Genomic DNA, 20151 nt, shown 5'->3' on the forward strand with positions numbered 1-20151 from the left:
AATACGTGAGGGACAGCGCCGAAGCGGGCTGGTTCGACAACTCTTTGCGCGCCCTCGTCGCTTCGAACGTGGCGACGATGATCATCGCCCTCGTGGAGGGCTGGTCGCTCTCACCGTTGCTCTTCATCTACTGGGCGCAGAGTGTGGTGATCGGCGCCTTTCACGTCCGGCGGATTCTCAATCTCGATGAGTTCACAACCACCGGCCTGAAGATGAACGGCCGGCCGGTGAGGCCGGGTGTCAGGGCACAGCGGCAGATCGCCGGATTCTTTGCCGTGCACTACGGCTTCTTCCACCTGGTCTACCTGGTCTTCGTACTCACCGGGGTCAATTCCGACGGAGGATTCGCCTCCGGCGCCTGGTGGGCGCTGGTCGGAGGAGTGCTCGTCTTCGCCGTCAACCACTACTTCTCGTACGTGCAGAACCGCGAGTTGGACGGGCGGGGCAAGCCGAACATCGGAACGATGTTGTTCCTTCCTTACGCACGGATCCTGCCCATGCATCTGCTGATCGTGATGGGCGCCACGATCGGCGGTGAGAGCCGGACCGCACTGATCATCTTCATCGTGCTCAAGACCGTCGCCGACGCGGTCATGCACATCGTCGAGCACAGGACGCTACGAAAGGTCGCCGTGGTGAGTTCTGAGTCCTAGGTTCTGAGTGCAATCCATCCACCTCGAAGCCTCACCCCCGCAGCGCCGACCAGAAGATGCCGGGGAGCTTCGACGGGGAGGGTCGCATCTCCATGTCCACCAACCGGCGCGTGACGTCGTTGGCTCGCTTGTGGTCGGGGAACCACAGTGGCTTGACGGGCTGTTTGAACAGGGCTCTCACAACGCTCTTCTCCACCCGATCGAACAGATAAGTGTTGTGGACGACTCCGATACCGCTGCCGATGTTCTCCATCGTGTTGCCGGGAAAGGCACCCCACGACGTGCTCGTCAGCGCGTAGCCGAGGCCGACCCAGATGTTGACGGCCACAGTGCCGTAGCGCAGGTTTCCAATCGCCTCTTCCAAGGCAGCCGCGAAGCCGGGCTGCTTGAGGGTCTTCGGGTGGATGATCAGAGTGGCGCCCAACTGGCCCCACAGCTTCTCGTTGCAGAACTCGACGGCCCGCTCGAGGAACTCGATGTCGGACCCGGAGGACGGCAGAGGTGCCTCGCCGAACAGTCCGGTGAAGGCCTCAGTTGTGAAACAGACATCGGCCTCGTTGTCGGCGCGGAGGCCCTCGATGAACGTCCAGGGAACGGTGCCGGCTCCTGCCTCCCCGTATCTGCCGGCTTCTGGATGCTCATCGACAAACAGCTTCCAACGGTCCTCGGCACCCGGGTAGTAGGCGGGGCGATCCGGAGTGGCGTCGAGGCCATCCCTGATCGCGGCAAGGAGCGGTTCCCGGAGACTCCAGCTCTCCGGTGTCACCACGACGCGAGCCGCGATGCAGTTGAAGCCGGCGTTGTGAGTGAGCATCGATGCGATGTTCTTGCCCTGATAGGCGACGTCCGAATCAGACCAGGGTCCCGGTACGACTATCACCGGCGTGACATTTCCTAATTCAGATGCGATCGGCTTGCCCAGGTGAGGATCGTTGGCGGCCTTCCTGCGCTTTCCCTCTTCGCCCATGCCGAAGACGATCGAATCGTGGGTCTTGTCGGATCCGGTGATATGTACCTTTCCGATACCTTCATGGTGGCACAGGTAATAACCCTCGGTCGCTCCCCCGTAGAGAATGCGCAAGAACCCGGCCTCGATGAGCTCCGAGAAGGCTTCGGTGAGGATCGGCCCCAGATACTCGTTGACCGGATTCATCTTCAGGGCAACCACATCGTTCTCCACGAACAGCTTGTACATGGAGTCCATCGCCGGGATACAGGCGACGTTGCCCGCGCCGAGGACCAGAGCAACGTCACAGGAGGCGTCTTGGTCGGGTTGATAGATGACCGCCTGCGTACTTGCGAGCTGCGCGGGGGAAACGCCCGGCTCCATCCAGATCTCTCCGGTGAGTCCGGTCCACAGCAACCTGTCGTAGATGTCGGTCGGAAAGACCTTGACAATCGTCTGTCCCTTGCGGGTGGTGACCGGACCGGGGTACTGAGGAGAACCGTGCCGGGCGACGTCGGCCAGAGCGTCCTTGAGGAGACGCGCATTGCGAATGAGGAGTACCGGTCCACCGTGCCACTCCTCGGCGGCCACCGGAGCATCGAACGAGATACCCTTCGCCGAACAAGCGGCCCGCACCCACTTCTCCGCAACGGCGGCAGTGCGCTCCATGATGCCCTCGAGGTAGGCGATTCGCCGCTCGATCGATGTAGCCGCCCACGAACCCTTGTTTGCCCGCAACACCTCGACGGCGGCATCCAACTCCTCCGTCGACGAGGCCTTGATCGAGTGAGGACCCTCAGGGTGAACGATGCTGCCGGTGGTTATGGTCACAGTGGCTCCTTCATCGCCGCGGCGGCGCCAAGGGTAGTTGCCGGGCGCCGCATCCGTCGGGGGAACGGAGATCTAGGCGGTACCGAGCGAATCACGCAGATGCGGGGCGAACAGCTCCGGCTCCAACAGGAACGCGTCGTGACCGCGCTCCGAATGCACCGTGATCCGCCGAACGGGCACGCCCGCTCGCTTCAAGGCGGCCGCCAGTTCCTCTTGCTCGTCCGGGTAGAAGCACACGTCCGAGTCGATGGAGAACACCATGAACTGCTGTTCGCGACAGCGCTTGAACAACTCGTCGAAGCTGGTCTCACCCGCCTGCTCGAGAAGGTCGAAGGTTTGCCACAACTCCAAGATGTGCAGGTAGCTGTTGGCGTCGAACCGGCGGACGAGTTTCGTTCCCTGATGCCACATGTACGACTCCAGCGGATTCGTGATCTTTACGTATCCGCCGGTTTCGTTGCGATCGACGACTTCCGAACGCGCCCGCTCCTCCATCGCCTTGAGCGACACGAACGTCTTGTGGCCGATCATCCGGGCCAGTGCGAGCCCTCGCTCAGGGTGAGGGCCGCCGTAGTAGTCGCCGCCGTTGAACAAAGGGTCGTTCTCGATCGCCAGCGCTTGCTCGAAATTGTGTATCCGTTGGAGAGCCGTCACTCCCAGCCCGGCCGCGATCGGTATGACGACACCTACACGGTCGGGATACCGGGTCGCCAGGCTCAATGCCATGAGCCCACCGACAGACCCACCGATGGCGGCGTGGAGACGGTCGACTCCGAGATGATCCAAGAGGGCGACCTGACTGTCGACGACGTCCGTCAGGCTGAGGCGCGGGAAACTCGAACCATACGGTCGGCCGGTTGCCGGGTCGATCGAGGCAGGCCCCGTCGACCCATAGCAACTGCCGATGTAGTTGGCGCAGATGACTGCGAACTTCCTCGTGTCCAAGGCCCTTCCCGGTCCGATGAAACCATCCCACCAGCCGATCCGCACCTCTTCGTTCCATCGTTCGCTCACAGCAGGGAATCCTTCGTTGAACCCTGCCGCATGCTGACTGCCGGTGAGCGCGTGAAACACCAGGACTGCGTTCGACCGGTCCTCGTTCAGATTCCCGTATACCTCGTATGCGACCGTGGCCGGCTGCAGGCGATCCCCGCCGCGCAGGGGCAATCCGTCCTCGAACGTGACGAACTGTGTTTCGACCGGGCCGACCGAAGCGGCCGACGGGTTCACGGCCAACCCCATCCGCACGCCGCACCGGTCGCGGTACGCACGGTGTCGTCCCCCATCAGTCCGACCGCACTTCGGCGGCCGCCGCCAGGGCAGCGGCGAAGTCCGCCTTTATGTCCTCGATGTGCTCGATGCCGACGGAAACCCGCACCAGGTCCGCACGCACACCGGCCGCCGTGCGCTCATCGTCCGAGAGTTGCTGATGTGTTGTCGATGCAGGATGGATCACGAGTGTCTTCGCGTCACCCACGTTGGCGAGATGGCTGGCCAGTTCGACCGAATCGATGAAGCGCCGGCCCGCCTCATAGCCGCCGTCGATTCCGAACGAGAGCACCGCACCGAACCCGTGTCGCAGATACTTCTTGGCCGTGCCGTGGGAGCGGTGCGACGGCAGACCCGGGTAGTTGACCCAGCTGACGTCTGGGCGTGCCTCCAGCCATTCGGCCAGCTCGAGAGCATTGTCAACGTGCCTTTGCACCCGCAGCGACAAAGTCTCGAGGCCCTGCAGGAGCAAGAACGAGTTGAAGGGACTGAGGGCCGCCCCCAGATCGCGTAAACCTTCGACCCTGGCCCTTATCGCAAAAGCGATATTGCCGAACGGACCGTCGGAGCCGAAGACGTCCCCGAAGACCAATCCGTGATAGCCCGGTGAAGGTTCCGAGAACTGGGGGAACCTGCCGTTGTTCCAATCGAAGTTTCCCGAGTCGACGATGACCCCGCCGATCGAAGTTCCATGACCCCCGATCCACTTCGTGGCGGAGGCCACCACGACGTCGGCGCCGTGCTCGATCGGCCGCACGAGGTATCCGGCACACCCGAAGGTGTTGTCGACGATGAGCGGTGTCCCATGCCGGTGCGCCACATCGGCGACGGCTTCCAGGTCCGGGACGAGGAACTCGGGGTTGGCGATCGATTCGACGAAGACGGCCTTCGTTCGCTCGGTGATCGCAGCCTCCAGGGCCTCGGGATCGGTGCTCTCTACGAACCTCACGTTGATACCAAGGCGCGGCAGGGTCACTTTGAACTGGTTGTAGGTACCTCCGTACAGGTAGCTGGAGGCCACGATTTCATCGCCTGCCTGGGCCAGGTTGGATATCGCCAGGAACTGAGCCGCCTGTCCAGACGCGGTGGCGACGGCCGCCACGCCACCCTCGAGAGCGGCAATCCGCTGCTCGAATACATCGGTGGTCGGGTTCATGATCCGCGTGTAGATGTTGCCGAACTCTTCCAACCCGAAGAGCCGGGCCGCATGATCGGTGTCATCGAACGTATAGGAGGTCGTCTGGTAGATGGGGACGGCGCGAGAGTTCGTGCCGGGGGCCGGCTCCTGGCCGGCGTGGACCTGAAGTGTCTCAAAACGGTATTCCGAGCTCATTGCTCTCCTTCGGTTGTTCGAGGGTCCCAATTGAGGAACCGCCTCGAAGTGAAGAGGCGGTCACGACGATCGTCGGCCTGTCCTCATCTTTCCCGCTGTTACGGGCAGGATTTGGCACCGTTCTCTCCGAGATGGTTGCCAAGGCTTCGCAGGGCCTGTTCCCTCCACCTTTCTGGATGATTTCCTGTGAGTTCGTCGTTCGTCTCGGTCGCTACCTCCGTTGGAGAGTGAACCAGTTGTACGGGAGGTTCCAGGCGTTGTCAAGAGGTTTCCGATTGATTCGGCGTACAGACGAGTAGCGTCACACCCATGGACCCAAACGAACCGGTCGAAGCCGGTACATTCTTCAGCCGGTTCGACGCAGATGTCGCCCGCGCTCATCTGGAGTCCGTGGGGATCAGAGCCTTCGTCCAGGCCGACGACGCCGGGGCAACCTATGTCGGGCTCGAATTGGCCAGGGCTCGACTGTTCGTCCGTTCGGCCGACCTTGCAGACGCACAAGAGGAGCTGGGGCTGGAAGACCTCGAGAGAACCTGAGCCCGCCGCCCGGTCTTCGGACGGTAACGTGTCCAGCACCGACGGAGAGGCTTCACAGTGCGACTCGACCCCACGGCTATTCGTTCCAGGTTCCCGGCCCTGGACCGGAAGCAAGGCGGCAGGCCCGTCGTCTGGGCAGACGGTCCCGGCGGGACACAGGTTCCCTCCCCCGTTATCGAAGCGATGAGCGAAGTACTCAGCCGGGGCGCCAGCAATCACGGTGGTTTCTTCTCGGCAAGCGCCGAATCAGATGAAGTCCACGAGGAGGCGCGCCGGGCAGTGGCCGACCTGTTCGGCTCCTCCCCCGGTGAGATCGTCTTCGGCCAGAACATGACGAGCCTGACGTTTGCTCTGAGCAGGGCAATCGGGCGAACCTGGTCGGAGGGCGACGAAGTGGTCCTGACCCGGCTCGACCACGATGCGAACGTAACACCCTGGATGCTGGCCGCCCGCGATGCAGGTGCGACGGTACGCTTCGCCGACATCGACACCGAGACCGCCACGCTCGACCTGGATTCCCTCGAAGCGGCGGTCGGGTCCAACACGCGCCTCGTCGCGGTGCCCGCCGCGTCGAATGCGGTAGGCAGCCTCGTAGACGTTTCGAAGGTGGTTGAGATAGCACACTCGGCCGGAGCCCTCGCCTTCGTCGATGCCGTCCACTACGCGCCGCACGGGCCGATCGACGTCCGGGCATTCGATTGCGATTTCCTCGTGGCATCCGCCTACAAGTTCTTCGGACCCCACACCGGTGCCCTGTACGGGAAACACGACCACCTCGAACGGTTCGAGGCGTATCGCCTGAGACCCGCCCCGGCGGAGGCGCCGGGCAAGTGGGAAACCGGCACCCAGAGCTTTGAATCCCTGGCGGGCGTGACCGCCGCGGTCGACTATCTGGCTTGGGTGGGTGCCTCGCTGACGCCCGGCCCGCGCTCCACGGGTTCCCGCCGGGCAGACCTGGTCGCGGCGATGGCGGCGACGAGACAGTACGAGCAGATGCTCTCCAGGCGGTTCCTCGACGGCGTTTCGCGAATCCCCTCGGTTCGCGTATACGGAATCACCGACGGCGACCCGCTTGCCCGAACGCCGACCTTCGGGATCTCCGTCGCCGGAGTTCACCCGGATCAGGTCGCAGCGGCCTTTGGAGCAGAGGGCATCTTCGTGTGGAGTGGCAACTACTACGCGGTTGAACCGATCGCCGCGCTCGGGGTCGCCGACGACGGCGGGCTCGTTCGAATCGGCTTCGTCCACTACAACCTCGCCGAGGAGGTCGACCGCGTTGTCGAAACCCTCGCACGCATCGCAAGCTGACAGAAACCTCTGTCGTTGGGCAGGGATCCGGCCGATAGCAGAGGGATGCAACGACGACTCATAGCCGGGGCCATCCTCGCCGTGGTGGCCACCACCGGCTGCGCCCGGACATTCGATCCAGACCTCATGGTGTCGCTCGAGGCCCGCTGGATGTGTGATGTTCAACGTTCGACCTACGACGAACTTTCGGACATCAACGACACGTTCGACGAGCGCCTCGCCGGAAACGGGCTGACGGCAGATACCTACCGGAACTTCAAGGACGCCCTCGCCGACGACATCGAGCTGCGCAATCGTGTGCTCGCCGAATACAGGACGTATTGCGAAGAATGAACCAAATCGAAATCCTCACCCGTGCAGATGACAGCACCGGAAAGACCCGCATTGTTCTCGTGTTGGTCCTCGCCCTGGTCGTTGTCACGGCCACTCCAGCTCTCGCGGCCGGAAAAACGACCAAGATCGAGGCCCAGACCAAGCAGACGGCGGCGGTGACCGCCGGCGACAGCACCTGGATCGCCATCGACTGGCTGGCGAAGGACGGTGATGCTGAGAACTTCGAGGTGACCGTGGAGAGGATCGACGACGGCGTGGCGTTCTCCTACCCAGACAATCCCGACTACACAGGCGACTACACCTCGCTCTGGGGCGACAGTCTCCTCAGCGAGAACGAGATCGACTTCACGGCCATCAAGGTTTCCGTCCCGTACGACGCCCGGAGCCACCTCAACATGCAAGTTGTGGCGACCTACGAGTCGAACGGATCTATCCAGAAGAAGAGAGTCGAGATTCTCATCCCGATCGTGACCCACACCGGCGAGGACCTGCACCAGGTCACCTCCGATGTGAGCGTGGAACGAGGCGGCGGCACCTGGGTTCAGCTGTATTACACGGGAGCAGCTCCGCTACTCGAAGGGTTCGACGTCACCGTCACCGATCCGGGAGACCTCACAGTGACCTACCCGGCCGATGGAACATCAACGAGCCTCAGGCACGATGACACCCTGGAGGACGGCGAGACCGACTACGTTGCTTTCAGGATCGTCACCGGTGAGCAAGACCCTGGAACGCTTACTCTGCGAGTCGAAGCAACATACATGAAGGGTGGGACGGCGTTCTCGCTACCCGGCGAAGTGGTGGTGACCGTCGGGCCCTAGTGGCTCGTGCGTGCTTGAATCGCCGCTATGGAGCGGTTGCCCATCGGAAGTCAGATCACCTTCCTGACCGTGGCCGACCTCGAGTCCAGCAGTCGGTTCTACGGCCGGCTCCTCGGCCTGGACCTGGTGCTCGACCAAGGTCCGTGTCGAATCTATCGGATGACCGGATCTTCCTTCCTGGGGATCTGCACACATCGCGAGGACGTTCAACCGGCGGGCGTGATCATCACCATCGTCACCGATCATGTGGACGACTGGTTCGCCCGGTTGTCGGCGGCAGGCGCCCGGTTCGAGACGCCTCCGGCCGTCAACGAGCGGTTCAACATCTATCACGTGTTTCTCCGCGATCCGGACGGGCACCTGGTGGAGATCCAGCAGTTCCTGGATCCGGGCTGGGCAGGCAGCCGGACTGCCGACGACCTTCTGACCGAGGCGCGCAGCACGATCCGGCGGTGGCTTCCCGCCGACGCCCATCGGGCTCAACAGCACGGTGCGCTCGTCATCGATGTGCGGGATTCCGACGACATCGAACGGGAGGGTTCCATCCCCGGCGCAGTCGCCATCCCGCTCTCCGTCCTCGAGTGGCGCGTGGACCCGATGTCGTCGTTCCGGCTGGACGAGGTGGCCGACTTCGACGGGCCGCTGATCCTGGTGTGCAACGACGGCTTCTCGTCGAGTCTGGCAGCGGCCAGGCTGCGCGAACTCGGTCGCACTGAGGTCGGAGACCTGGTCGACGGGTTCCGAGCCTGGAAGCTAGACGGACTCCCGGTCGTCTGACCGACCGTCGTTCGCGGTTTTCTCAGCAATACTGTTGCTCCCCACGCGCCTCAACATTGCTGAGAAAACCCGGGGAGGATTCTCGGCAATACTGATGCTCCCCACGCGCCCCAGCATTGCTGAGAAAGGGCCCTAAACCTCGAAGGGCTCCCCGTGGCCCGGCACGATCAGATCGGCCAGCGCTCTCAGCCTCTCACGATTCGGCCCGAGCAGTTCGGGATTCGTGGCACGCGGGTCTCCCTCGACGTCGCCGTTCCACCACAGATGGGTGCAGGCAACCACACCGGCGGGGGTCGTGATCAGCGTCGAAATGTCCTGCGGAGTGTGGCCGGGCGTCTCGACCAAACGGACGCCCGGAGAAACCTGGAACCCCTCCGCCGGTCGATCAGTCCACACGTCATCCTGATAGATGGCCCAATGGTCGTGGAACCTGGCGTTGGCGAAGAGCGCCGCGTTCAACGTGTGGTCCGGATGGTGATGCGAGAAAACCACATCGGTGACCGAATCGGGGTCGACCCCCAGCGCTCGCAGAGGATCCAGAATCACGGCGCGGTTCGGGACCATCCCGGGATCGATGACGATCCGGTGGTCGCCGTCCGCCACGAAGCTCACGCTGGAAGCCACACCGGGCGACACGTACCCTGCAAACAGCAACTCGAACCTCGCCATCTTCACCTCCTGCTTAGGATGCAAGCAGCCACCCGGGAACCTTGCACGTGGGAAGAGGAACATTCGCAATCATCATCGGCCTGATCGTCGCCGCCGTCGCCGGTTCGTTCATCGGCGGACGCCTCAGCGCGCAGGAGATTCTCGCCGTCCTCGCCCTGTTCATGCTCTGGGCATTCGGAGTGAGCCTCTTCCGGGGTTTCGTCAGACTGAGGAGACGCATGAAGCCGACCCGCCGCCGACCGGGTGAGTAGGAACGGGGAAGTAGAAACGAGGAGTTGTTCGTCGTCGTACTCCTTCTCCTCGGCGTCCTCGGCGGGTTCGGGTACGGTCTCCTCGTACAACCGTTCCAGGGAACGACGAGAAGCCTGATTCGAGATTCAGAACGCTTCCGGAATGGTGAGCCGGCCTTCCCCGGCGCCGGCGCGAGGCTCTCAGCCGACCACAACGGTTCGAGTGTGGTGTCCCGTTGCGCCGTTCGGTGCCGGAGCTGCCGGTTCTGCAGTTTGCGTTTCACCGCCGGCGTCCGTGGCCCGGACTCTGATGTCGTGGGTGCCGGAGGTGGCCTCCCAGTCGAGGGCCCACTGCCGCCACGAGTCCTGTGAGAGCTCAACCGACAGCTCGGCCTCCACCCACGGGCCGTCGTCGATCTGCACTTCAACCTTGGCGATACCACGGTTCGGCGCCCAGGCGACGCCCGCGACCGGCACCGTACCCGGATCGAGCCGTTCGCCCTGACGAGGGACGTCGATACGTGACTGCGTCTTGACCGGTGCCTCCTTCGACCAACCGCGCGGAATCCAGAAGGCATCGAAGGCATCCCACGTGGTGAGCTCGATCTCCGACAGCCATTTCGTCGCCGACACGTATCCGTAGAGACCGGCCACGACCAACCGTGCCGGGAAGCCGTGATCGAACGGAAGTGGCTCACCGTTCATGGCGATCGCGACCATGGCTTCCCGCCCGTCGAATACAGCTTCGGTCGGGAAACCAACGGTGAAGTCGTCGACGGATCGGCCGACGACCTGTGTTGCCCCCTCCTGAACTCCAACCCGATCGAGGAGGTCGCGCAGCGGTATGCCTTGCCACCTGGCATGGCCGACCAGGTCGCCGCCGACACGGTTCGACACACACGACAAGGTGACGAATCGTTCGACCATCGGCAGGTCGAGCAGATCGTCGAAGGTCAGCTCGATCGGCCGATCGACCATTCCGCTGATCTTGAGTGTCCAGGTATCGAGGTCAACCCGCGGCACAGAGATGGCGGTGTCGATCCGGTAGAAGTCCTCGTTGGGCGTGATCAGTTCGGAGATCCCGTCGACGATCAGATCATCGCCCGGGGCAGGACCGGGCTGAGAGTCGACCGCGCCCGGCAAGACGACGTCCTCACGGCCGGCCACGAAGTTGCGCACTCGACCTGCCAGGATCCGACCGGTAGTTGCCGTCAGGGCAGCGAAAGCTGCAACTCCTGCAAAGGCGACGAGGAAGCGCCGCTTGTCGACGTCCTGTTCGGCTACTTCGACGTGGCCGATCAGGAAGCGGAGCGCAACGAGACCGAGTGCCACCGCCCCCCAAACCACGACGATTCCCGATGCCCCCGGTGTGAGTGGATCTACCACGGCTGCGATAGTCCCAACTGCTCCGGCGAGCACGAACCCGAAGAATGCAACAGCGAAGCTGCGCACGGCGAGCCGCCCGAGCCAGGCTCCGATGATCAGCCCGGTGATCACGATACCGGCGATCAATACCGGCTTGTCGTAGAAGCCGAATACTCGAATGCCGAATCGAACGACCTGCTCGGGGGCCAGGTCGATTATCAGATTGCCCACGGCGACAACCACTGAGACGCCGGTCGAGAAAAGGCCGGCCAACAGTTCGGCGACCCCGAACGCGGCCGCAACTGCAATAACACCGGCTGCGGCCGGGCGGCGATTACCGGTGGGTGCTTCAGAGATCATGGCAGGCACGATAGGGCGGGGTTTCGAGCTACTACCAGTCAACCGACACATGTTTCGCCGGAGTTAACCGAAACCCCCTCCCATTCGGCCCTGGGCGTAGCTCTTGTTTCGTGCCAGTCTGGGTGGAGAAGGAGTCATCATGGATGTCGCAACCGTCGCAACGCCGAGAAACTGGTTCAAGCTACTGAACCGGTGGATGATCATTCCCATGTGGCGTCTGGGTTTGGGAGGGTTCCTCAACATCTGGCCGGCCGTCGGCGGCCGGATGCTCGTGCTCGTCCACACCGGCCGAAAGTCCGGCCGGCGTAGGCTCACACCCCTCAACTACGCCCCTTCTCCGCCTTCGAGCGTGTTCGTGCTGGCCGGGTCCGGCGCCGGAACCGATTGGTACCAGAACGCCCTTGCCAATACTGCAGTGGAAGTCTGGCTGCCGGATGGTCGCTGGCTGGCCGAGGCCGTCGATGTGTCGGACCACCCTCTTCGACCGGCCATCCTTCGAGATGTCTTGATAGGCAGCGGGTTTGCAGCCCCCCTCGCCGGGGTAGACCCCCGCCGGTTGTCGGATCACGAGTTGGAAGAGAAGACCGCCGGTTATCGACTGTTGGAACTCCAGCACCGGGCCGACGCCACCGGTACCCATGGTCCGGGAGATCTTTCATGGATCTGGGTCGCCGCCGGCGCTCTCTGGGTGATCGACCGGGCCCGGCGCAGGTAACCGGTTACGATCGGAGCATGACCGATCAAACCGCCCCGGCCGGCGAAGATGGGGTAAAGCGGTGCTGGTGGGCCGGCTCCGATCCTCTGTACCGGGCGTACCACGATAGAGAGTGGGGATTTCCGGTCACCGACGACACGCGCTTGTTCGAGAAACTCTGCTTGGAGGGCTTTCAGGCCGGCCTGGCCTGGATCACGATCCTGCGCAAGCGGGAGAACTTCCGCGCCGCATTCGCAGGATTCGAGATACCGACCGTCGCCGCATTCGGAACCGACGATGTCGATCGCTTGCTGGGCGATGCAGGCATCGTCCGGCATCGTGGAAAGATCGAGTCGACGATCAACAACGCTGCCCGAGCCCTCGATTTGATCAACGAGTTCGGATCCCTTTCCGGATACATCTGGCAGTACCGAGCACCTCTCCGCCCGGCCCCGACCCGGCCTGACGATCTACCGGCCAAGACCGAAGTGTCCGCCGCCCTCAGTAAGGATCTGAAGAGGCGGGGGTGGTCGTTCGTCGGGCCCACCACGGTCTATGCGTTCATGCAGGCAATGGGCCTGGTCAACGACCACATGGCCGGGTGCGAGATCCGGAAGGCCGTCGAAGCCGCCGGAGGTCGACCGTGACCCTACCCGGGCAGTCCCCGCCGTCATCCTTCTTCGTTGCGGAGCATCCTTGATCCGTCATGATCCGCGGCCGGAACCGGATCGTCGCAGGGCTATGCCCGCTACCCGTGCCTGATGGCCGCCTGTGCGGCGGCAAGCCGGGCGATCGGAACACGGAAAGGTGAGCAACTGACATAGTCCAGGTTGAGTCGATGGCACAGATCGATGGAACTCGGGTCACCCCCGTGCTCGCCGCAGATCCCGATCTCGAGCCCCGGGCGTGTCGCCCGCCCCTGCTCGACACCCCACTTCATCAACTTGCCGACGCCGTCTTCATCCAGAGAGGCAAATGGATTCACCGTCAGTATCCCCTGCTCCAGGTAGGAGATGAGGAAGCCCGTCTCGGCATCATCGCGGCTGATTCCGAAGGTCGTCTGAGTCAGATCATTCGTTCCGAACGAGAAGAACTCTGCATACTCGGCTATCTGGTCCGCGGTGATTGCCGCCCGGGGGACCTCGATCATCGTGCCGAACTTGTAGTCGACTTCGATTCCCTGCTCATCCATCACGGCCTTGGCTTCGGCCTCTAGAACCTCTCGCTGGCGCTGCAACTCGTTCACATGGCTGGTCAACGGGATCATGATCTCGGGATGAGTCACAATCCCCTCCCGGGCAACCCGGCATGCGGCCTCGAATATGGCCCGCACCTGCATCCTGGTGAGTTCCGGGATCATGATCCCGAGCCGCACCCCGCGGGTGCCGAGCATCGGGTTCATCTCGCGCAGCGCCTCGACCCGCTCCAGCATGTGCTCCTCTTCCTCCAGTTGGTGGAGGATCTCGTCGAGTTCGCGCAACGAGGCGGCATGGGCGAGACGGATCTTCTGATCGGTGATCGAATGCGTCAGGTCCTCGAAAGCCGGAAGAAACTCGTGCAAAGGCGGATCGATCAGCCGGATGATCACCGGCAGTCCGTCCATCGCCCGGAACAAACCGGCGAAGTCGTCGCGCTGGAACGGCAACAGAACATCCAGCGCCTCTTGCTGCCTGGTCGGCGATTCCGCAATGATCATCTCCTGGAAGAAAGGCATTCGCTCCGGCTCGAAGAACATGTGCTCCGTCCGGCACAAGCCGATGCCCTGCGCGCCGTACGACCGGGCCCGTTCGGCGTCGCGGGGGTAGTCGGCGTTCGTCCACACCTCGAGACGGCGAAACTCGTCTGCCCACGACAACAACTTGGTCAACGAGGGATCTTCGATGTCCGGGACCTTCGTCGCGAGTTGGCCGGAGAACACCTCACCTGTGGTGCCGTCGATAGAAACCCAATCGCCCTCCGCGATGTCCTTGCCACCGACATGCATCAACCGGTTGGCCATATCGATCTCGAGTGCGGCAACTCCCACGACCGCCGGCTTGCCGAACTGTCGGGCGACCAGAGCGGCGTGGCTGGTCCGTCCACCTCTACTCGTCAGGATGCCGTCGGCGGCAAGCATGCCGTGGACATCGTCCGGCTTGGTTTCCGGACGCACCATGATCACGTGTTTGCCTTCGTCCTTCGCCCACCGCTCGGCCAGATCGGCATCGAAGGCAACAATCCCGACTGCGGCGCCCGGCGAGACGTTCAAGCCCGTTGCCACCAGATCTGCGGACTCAATGGCTCTCCGCCGTGATTCAGGATCGAACTGAGGATGCAGGAAGAAATCGACCTGGTCCGGATGAACCCGCATGACGGCCTCCTCCTTGCTGATCATGCCTTCCTCGACCTGATCGACTGCGATACGGACCGCCGCCTGCGCGGTTCTCTTGCCGTCCCGCGTCTGAAGGAGCCAGAGCTTGCCGCGCTCGATAGTGAACTCCATGTCCTGCATCTCGCGGTAGTGCTGTTCGAGCTTCCGAGCAGTTGCAGAAAACTCCTCGTATAAGGTCGGCATCACCACACGCAGGTGATCTATGGGATCGGTGACCCGAATCCCGGCAACCACGTCTTCACCCTGCGCGTTGACGAGGAAATCGCCTTCCAGACGTGGCTCACCGGTAGTTGCGTTGCGGGACATGGCGACGCCCGTGGCTGAGTCTTCGCCCATGTTGCCGAAGACCATCGTCTGGATGTTGACGCCGGTCCCGAGGCTGTGATCGATGCCGGCCGCGTTGCGGTAGTCGAAGGCCCGCTTCCCGTTCCAGGAACGGAACACGGCCTCTGCGGCCAAAGCCAGTTGGCGGAGCGGATCGGTCGGGAAGTCCTGGTGGGCGAACCGGCGGACGATCGCCTTGAACTCCTCGACTATCTCCTCGAAGTCCTCGGCCGTCAGTTCGGAATCAGTTTCGACACCGCGCCTGGCCCGGTGGCCGGAAAGCACATCCTCGAACGGCTCATCATCGACGTTGAGGACGACGGATCCGAACATCTGCACGAGCCGCCGATAGGAGTCGTAGACGAACCTGGGATCGCCGGTCATCTTGACCATCTCGGCCGCGACCTCGTCGTTGAGTCCTATGTTCAAGACGGTGTCCATCATCCCCGGCATCGAGAACTTGGCACCGGATCGACACGAAACCAGGAGAGGGTTGGAGGGATCGCCGAAAGACTTCCCCGTCTCGGCTTCTATGCCCTCCAGGGCATCGACAACTTGATCCCACATCTCCGCCGGGAACTTCTCTCCGGCTGCCAGATAGGCATTGCATGCCTCGGTGGTGATCGTGAAACCCGGAGGAACCGGGACGCCTATGCGCGTCATCTCGGCAAGATTCGCGCCCTTGCCGCCGAGAAGCGCACGAACAGCCTCCCAGTCGCCGCCGGCGTGCTCTTCCGCTTGCTCGACTTCGTCGAACGCATAGACCCACTTGCTCATGGTTTCCCCTCGGGAGATTCAATCCAGAAACTACGCGATGATTCTGGTCTGCCGCGCGCCGAACCTCTAGGGTCCCGAGTCACACTATGCCCCGTCCGAAGTACGAAAGGCTTCGCCATGGCCAAGTCGACGCTGCGTACCGTTGTCGTTCCGACGGAACACGGAGGATGGGGATTCACGCTCGAGCCCGTGCTGCTGGGCATGCTCGTTGTCCCGGGAGCACCGGCACTTGGAACGGCCATCGCAACATTCGCGATCTTCCTGTCGAGGCGGCCGCTTCGAATTGTCGTGGCCGACTGGCGGCGAGATCGGCGTCTCGCCCGCACAGATGTTGCGTTGTGGTCGATCGTCGGACTCGGAGTCATCGCCCTCGCCGGTCTTGCACTTACGTTGATCACCGCGTCCGACCCGTTCTGGTGGCCGCCGGCGGTTGCCGCACCCCTGGTGGCAGTGCAACTGAGCTTCGATCTCGACAACCGCGGCCGGGAGCTCGTTCCCGAACTGCTGGGTCCTATCGCGCTCGGAGCCGCAGCACCGACGGCCCTCCTCGCCGGCGGCGTCGGATGGGAAATCGCGGTCGGGGCCTGGTTGGTGTTGATGGCGCGCATCGTCCCGTCAATCCTGTTGGTCCGGGCGCAGCTGCGCCGCGCCAAGGGACAGGACTTTACGCAGAAGTCGACCGTCGCCGCCGGCACGACGGCGCTGATGATCGTCGCCGGCGCTGCCGCGGTCGGGTGGGTTCCGTGGTTGTCGGTCGGTGCGGCGGCTCTGCTGGTCATGTGGAACTCCAGCTCGTCTCGCCTGCCGCCCCTCCCGGTGAAGACCCTCGGTTGGACCCAGATGCTGGTTGGAGCAGTTGTGGTGGCGGCCTTCGCGGCCGGACACCACTTCGGCTGGTAGGAGCGCATCCCGTCGGGTGCACCGGTCGCCTTGCGGTCCGAGTAATCCAAAGCCGACCCAGGGATCCCGGCGGTAACCTCGCGGAATGATCTCCCCGAACCTGCCACCCGGATTCACGTGGCGCCCGGCCACGCTCGAAGACGTCGGCGCCGCCGTCGATCTCTTCAACCTGGCCGACAGGGAGTTCCTGGCTCCGGGTGCTCCCGGCTGGCACCGCCAGGACGAGACGAGAAGCGAATGGACGGAACCCGGCTTCGACCCGCAGACGGACACGGTGCTTGTGTTCGACGACCAAGCTCGCCTCGTCGGCTATCAGGAGGCCTTCACTACTCCGCCCCATGTTCGGGCGATCGTCTGGGGACGAGTCCACCCGGACTACCGCGGAGCCGGGCTCGGCTCGGCCCTCGTCGAATGGGGCGAGCAACGGGCACGGGAACTGGTCGGGAGGGCGCCGGAGGGTGCAGCCGTCGATGCTCAGGCATGGGTGGACACTGCCAACGAGGGTGCAACAAAGCTTCTCGAGGGGTCCGGTTTCACCCGTACGCGCTACTTCTGGGACATGGAGATAACGATGTCGGAGCCTCCGGCCGAGCAACGGTGGCCGGACGGTCTGGAGATACGCCCCTTCGTGCGGGAAGAGCATCATCGAATCGCCCACAATGCAGTGCTCGAATCGTTCAAAGACCATTGGGGCTTTGCAGACGCAGACCCGGACGAGTCCTTCGAACGGGCGGTGCACGAGGTCGAGTCCGATTCCAACTTCGACCCGAAGTATTTCCACGTTCTCTGGGACGGTGATGAGGTTGCAGCCGTGTCGCTCTGCCACCCGAAAGCAGAGAACGACCCGCGCAAAGGCCTGGTGGGCGTTCTGGGGGTCAGGAAAGCCTGGCGACAGAGGGGGCTGGGTCTCGCCATCCTCCTGCACTCGTTTCGGGTGTTCTGGGACAACAACATGCCGGTCGTGACGCTCGGAGTCGACGCCGACAGCCTCACCGGCGCGACCAGGCTGTACGAGAAGGCCGGAATGCACGTCGAGCGCACCTTCGCCACCTATGAGAAGCGGCTTCGCGAAGGCAAGGAACTCCGCAATCGAGGGTGACCGAGTTTCTCAGCAATGCCGTCGTGCCCTGAGAGCATCAGTATTGCTGAGAAACCACTCCCCGTTTTCTCCGCAATGTTCTTGTCGCTGGAGAGCGCCAGTATTGCCGAGAAAGCAGAGGAGGAGCTGCGCGTCGCCGCCGCCGGCCAGCAAACCCGACCACTCTTCCCTGCCTGCGCACAAAACCGCAGAGCCCATAACCTATGACCTCGACGAAGACCCGGCCGCCATGCGCATTTGCACTCCGAAGGAGGATCCGATGCCAGACACACCATTCCCCAGACTGACCGATGAGCAGTGGCGGGAACGCCTGACTCCGCAGCAGTACGAAGTCACCCGCGGGGGGGCCACCGAACCACCGTTCACCGGCGAGTACTGGAACACCAAGGATCCCGGCGTGTATCGCTGCGTCGCGTGCGGAACCGAGCTGTTCCGCTCCGATACCAAGTTCGATTCCGGAAGCGGATGGCCCAGTTTCTACGCTGCCGTGGACGACGGGAAGATCATCACGAAGGAGGACCGCAGCCACGGCATGGTGCGTACCGAGATCATCTGCGCCACCTGCGATAGCCACCTCGGCCACCTGTTCGACGACGGTCCCAACCCGACCGGTCTCCGCTACTGCGTGAACTCCGCGGCGCTGGAGCTCGATCACGACTGACCAGACGAGCCGCACAGGAGGAGCGCGTTTACACTCTGAAGCACGACCCGAGGGGAGAACTGGATCATGACTTTGCTTCATCGTCGATCGGATCGGATCAAGACCCTCAAGCAGATACCGCTGTTCTCTGCTCTGAGCCAGAAGGACCTCAACGAGGTGGCGAAACGAGCGGGCGAGGTTGCGGTTTCCAAAGGGACGGTGATCGCCGAACAGGGCGAGCGCGGTAGTCAATGCTTCGTTATTGTGCGCGGCTCCGTGTCGGTCCGCAGAAACAACCGGAAGATCTCTCTCTATGGCGAGGGTGAGGTGCTCGGCGAGATGTCGTTGCTGGACGGCAAGCCCCGCTCCGCCTCACTACGCGTCGAAGAGGACGCCGTGCTGATGGTGATCAGCCGTCAGGATTTCCACTACCTGATCGACCACCTTCCCGGACTGGATCGAAAGCTCCTGGTGAGCCTGTCGGAACGTTTGAGGAGCATGGACAAGGGGCTCGACCACTAGGCGACGGCCAAACCGGCCCTCTATCCACTGGCCCCTCGGCACCCAGATCGGGCATCATGGCTCAGTCACCCATGTCCGACTCACTCCACGACCTGCGCACCCGCCTCCCGGGACTGATGCCTTCCGACCGGTACCGGCTACGCCGGCGTCTCGACGGCGCCGACCGTACCACCTCGCCGGAGCGCCGGCAGCTGGTGATCGCCGCGCTGCGAGCGGAGATCGACGCAGCCGAGAACCGGTACGAGAGACGCAAAGCGGCGGTGCCGAGAAAGCTCGCCTACCCGGCCGAACTGCCGATAGTCGGTCGGAGGGACGATCTCCTCGCCGCGATCCGCGACCACCAGGTGGTGATAGTCGCCGGCGAGACCGGGTCGGGCAAGAGCACACAGATTCCGAAAATGTGCCTCGAGCTGGGCCGCGGCGTCGATGGATACATCGGCCACACCCAGCCGCGTCGCATCGCGGCGCGGTCGATCGCCGACCGGATAGCCGAAGAGATCGGGACGGTGGTCGGCGGAACCGTCGGCTTCGCAGTTCGCTTCTCCGACAAAGTCGGCGAGGACACACTGGTGAAGGTGATGACCGACGGGTTACTCCTCGCCGAGACCCATCGAGACAGAATGCTGAGAGGCTACGACACGATCATCATCGACGAAGCCCACGAGCGCAGTCTCAACATCGACTTTCTCCTCGGCTTCCTGAAACGCCTCCTCCCCAGGCGGCCGGACCTGAAGCTGATCATCACCTCCGCAACCATCGACACCGAGCGATTCTCCCGGCACTTCGGCGACGCACCGATCGTTGAAGTCTCCGGAAGGAACCACCCGGTGGAAATCCGCTACAGGCCCCTGGACGATCCGGACCGATCGGAGGTCCGTGACCAGCCGCAGGGCATCTGCGATGCCGTCGAAGAGCTCTTCACCGAGGGCTCGGGCGACATCCTGGTGTTCTGTTCCGGAGAGCGGGAGATCCGCGACGCGGCGCGAGCCCTGAACGACATGCGCCTGCCGCACACAGAGATCCTTCCGCTCTACGCCCGCCTGTCGGCCGCCGAGCAACAGCGGGTGTTCCAACCCCATACGGGCCGGCGGGTCGTGCTCGCCACCAACGTGGCAGAGACATCACTGACGGTTCCCGGTATCCGCTACGTCGTGGACCCGGGCACGGCCCGCATCTCCCGCTACAGCCGCCGCACCAAGGTACAGCGGCTGCCTATTGAGCCCGTGTCCCGGGCCTCCGCCGATCAGAGAGCCGGCCGCTGCGGTCGACTCGGACCGGGTATCTGCATCCGGCTCTATGCGCCGGCCGACTACGACTCCCGGCCCGAGTTCACAGAACCGGAGATCCAACGAACGAACCTGGCCTCGGTGATTCTTCAGATGACGGCCCTCG

At 63.3% G+C, this 20151-nt stretch carries 20 protein-coding genes and 1 riboswitch; of the genes, 14 read left to right on the forward strand and 6 right to left on the reverse strand.

The genetic code is table 11. The features are described 5' to 3' along the window. The first annotated feature begins 5 nt into the window (after positions 1-5). Positions 6-653 carry a DUF6498-containing protein gene (locus VLT15_13880; protein ID HSR46303.1) on the forward strand — a complete coding sequence of 216 codons (648 nt, stop codon included), beginning with the start codon at positions 6-8 and terminating at the stop codon, positions 651-653. Positions 654-684: 31 nt separating this feature from the next. On the opposite strand, the gene VLT15_13885 is transcribed toward VLT15_13880, so the two are convergent. The 3 genes from VLT15_13885 to VLT15_13895 all read right to left on the reverse strand — a co-directional run bounded on the left by VLT15_13885 (position 685) and on the right by VLT15_13895 (position 5032). Beyond that, on the reverse strand, positions 685-2430 hold the full coding sequence (locus VLT15_13885) for an aldehyde dehydrogenase family protein (protein HSR46304.1): 1746 nt from the start codon (positions 2428-2430) through the stop codon (positions 685-687). Positions 2431-2502: 72 nt separating this feature from the next. After that, positions 2503-3660, reverse strand: a complete 1158-nt coding sequence (locus tag VLT15_13890) for a homoserine O-acetyltransferase (GenBank protein HSR46305.1) — start codon at positions 3658-3660, stop codon at positions 2503-2505. A gap of 55 nt (positions 3661-3715) precedes the next feature. Further along, on the reverse strand, positions 3716-5032 hold the full coding sequence (locus VLT15_13895; protein ID HSR46306.1) for an O-acetylhomoserine aminocarboxypropyltransferase/cysteine synthase: 1317 nt from the start codon (positions 5030-5032) through the stop codon (positions 3716-3718). Positions 5033-5112: 80 nt separating this feature from the next. Beyond that, positions 5113-5215, reverse strand: a riboswitch (SAM riboswitch). A 126-nt stretch (positions 5216-5341) separates the two neighbouring features. Here VLT15_13895 and VLT15_13900 point away from each other — a divergent pair. The 5 genes from VLT15_13900 to VLT15_13920 are packed head-to-tail and all read left to right on the forward strand — an operon-like array spanning position 5342 to position 8808. Beyond that, complete coding sequence (locus VLT15_13900; GenBank protein HSR46307.1) at positions 5342-5569, forward strand: hypothetical protein; 228 nt, start codon at positions 5342-5344, stop codon at positions 5567-5569. 57 nt (positions 5570-5626) lie between these two features. Next, on the forward strand, positions 5627-6877 hold the full coding sequence (locus tag VLT15_13905; GenBank protein ID HSR46308.1) for a cysteine desulfurase-like protein: 1251 nt from the start codon (positions 5627-5629) through the stop codon (positions 6875-6877). A gap of 45 nt (positions 6878-6922) precedes the next feature. After that, positions 6923-7210 carry a hypothetical protein gene (locus tag VLT15_13910; GenBank protein ID HSR46309.1) on the forward strand — a complete coding sequence of 96 codons (288 nt, stop codon included), beginning with the start codon at positions 6923-6925 and terminating at the stop codon, positions 7208-7210. Then, positions 7207-8031, forward strand: coding sequence for a hypothetical protein (locus tag VLT15_13915; protein HSR46310.1), 825 nt, complete (start codon positions 7207-7209; stop codon positions 8029-8031). The genes VLT15_13910 and VLT15_13915 overlap by 4 nt, the downstream gene beginning before the upstream one ends. 27 nt (positions 8032-8058) lie before the next feature. Further along, a complete protein-coding gene (locus VLT15_13920; protein ID HSR46311.1) occupies positions 8059-8808 on the forward strand; it encodes a VOC family protein in 750 nt (249 codons plus the stop codon). A gap of 132 nt (positions 8809-8940) precedes the next feature. Here the strand turns inward: VLT15_13920 and VLT15_13925 are convergent, their stop codons facing one another. Next, entirely contained in the window at positions 8941-9477 is a 537-nt protein-coding gene (locus tag VLT15_13925) for an MBL fold metallo-hydrolase (protein ID HSR46312.1), read from the reverse strand. A gap of 47 nt (positions 9478-9524) precedes the next feature. On the opposite strand from VLT15_13925, the gene VLT15_13930 reads away from it, so the two are divergent. Further along, positions 9525-9728: a hypothetical protein gene (locus VLT15_13930; GenBank protein HSR46313.1), complete on the forward strand. Its 204-nt coding sequence runs from the start codon at positions 9525-9527 to the stop codon at positions 9726-9728. Between the two features lie 180 nt (positions 9729-9908). Here VLT15_13930 and VLT15_13935 read toward each other — a convergent pair whose 3' ends face one another. After that, a complete protein-coding gene (locus VLT15_13935) occupies positions 9909-11432 on the reverse strand; it encodes a molybdopterin-dependent oxidoreductase (GenBank protein ID HSR46314.1) in 1524 nt (507 codons plus the stop codon). A gap of 139 nt (positions 11433-11571) precedes the next feature. Between VLT15_13935 and VLT15_13940 the strand changes: the two genes are divergently transcribed. Both VLT15_13940 and VLT15_13945 read left to right on the forward strand, forming a co-directional pair. Then, positions 11572-12147, forward strand: a complete 576-nt coding sequence (locus tag VLT15_13940; protein ID HSR46315.1) for a nitroreductase family deazaflavin-dependent oxidoreductase — start codon at positions 11572-11574, stop codon at positions 12145-12147. Between the two features lie 17 nt (positions 12148-12164). Further along, on the forward strand, positions 12165-12773 hold the full coding sequence (locus VLT15_13945) for a DNA-3-methyladenine glycosylase I (GenBank protein HSR46316.1): 609 nt from the start codon (positions 12165-12167) through the stop codon (positions 12771-12773). Positions 12774-12874: 101 nt separating this feature from the next. On the opposite strand, the gene ppdK is transcribed toward VLT15_13945, so the two are convergent. Then, positions 12875-15598 (reverse strand): pyruvate, phosphate dikinase, encoded by a 2724-nt coding sequence (gene ppdK / locus VLT15_13950; GenBank protein HSR46317.1) that lies wholly within the window; start codon positions 15596-15598, stop codon positions 12875-12877. A 117-nt stretch (positions 15599-15715) separates the two neighbouring features. Between ppdK and VLT15_13955 the strand changes: the two genes are divergently transcribed. From VLT15_13955 to hrpA, 5 genes are all read left to right on the forward strand, one after another. Next, positions 15716-16498 carry a YwiC-like family protein gene (locus VLT15_13955; GenBank protein ID HSR46318.1) on the forward strand — a complete coding sequence of 261 codons (783 nt, stop codon included), beginning with the start codon at positions 15716-15718 and terminating at the stop codon, positions 16496-16498. A gap of 85 nt (positions 16499-16583) precedes the next feature. Next, positions 16584-17597, forward strand: coding sequence for a GNAT family N-acetyltransferase (locus VLT15_13960; protein ID HSR46319.1), 1014 nt, complete (start codon positions 16584-16586; stop codon positions 17595-17597). Between the two features lie 259 nt (positions 17598-17856). Further along, positions 17857-18258, forward strand: coding sequence for a peptide-methionine (R)-S-oxide reductase MsrB (gene msrB / locus VLT15_13965; protein ID HSR46320.1), 402 nt, complete (start codon positions 17857-17859; stop codon positions 18256-18258). A 66-nt stretch (positions 18259-18324) separates the two neighbouring features. Beyond that, positions 18325-18759, forward strand: a complete 435-nt coding sequence (locus VLT15_13970) for a cyclic nucleotide-binding domain-containing protein (protein HSR46321.1) — start codon at positions 18325-18327, stop codon at positions 18757-18759. 56 nt (positions 18760-18815) lie between these two features. After that, positions 18816-20151 (forward strand): ATP-dependent RNA helicase HrpA (hrpA, locus tag VLT15_13975; protein HSR46322.1); only part of this gene is annotated, 1336 nt, incomplete at its 3' end.

It is taken from the genome of Acidimicrobiia bacterium (assembly GCA_035471805.1).
GTDB lineage: Bacteria > Actinomycetota > Acidimicrobiia > Spongiisociales > JAHEDJ01 > JAHEDJ01.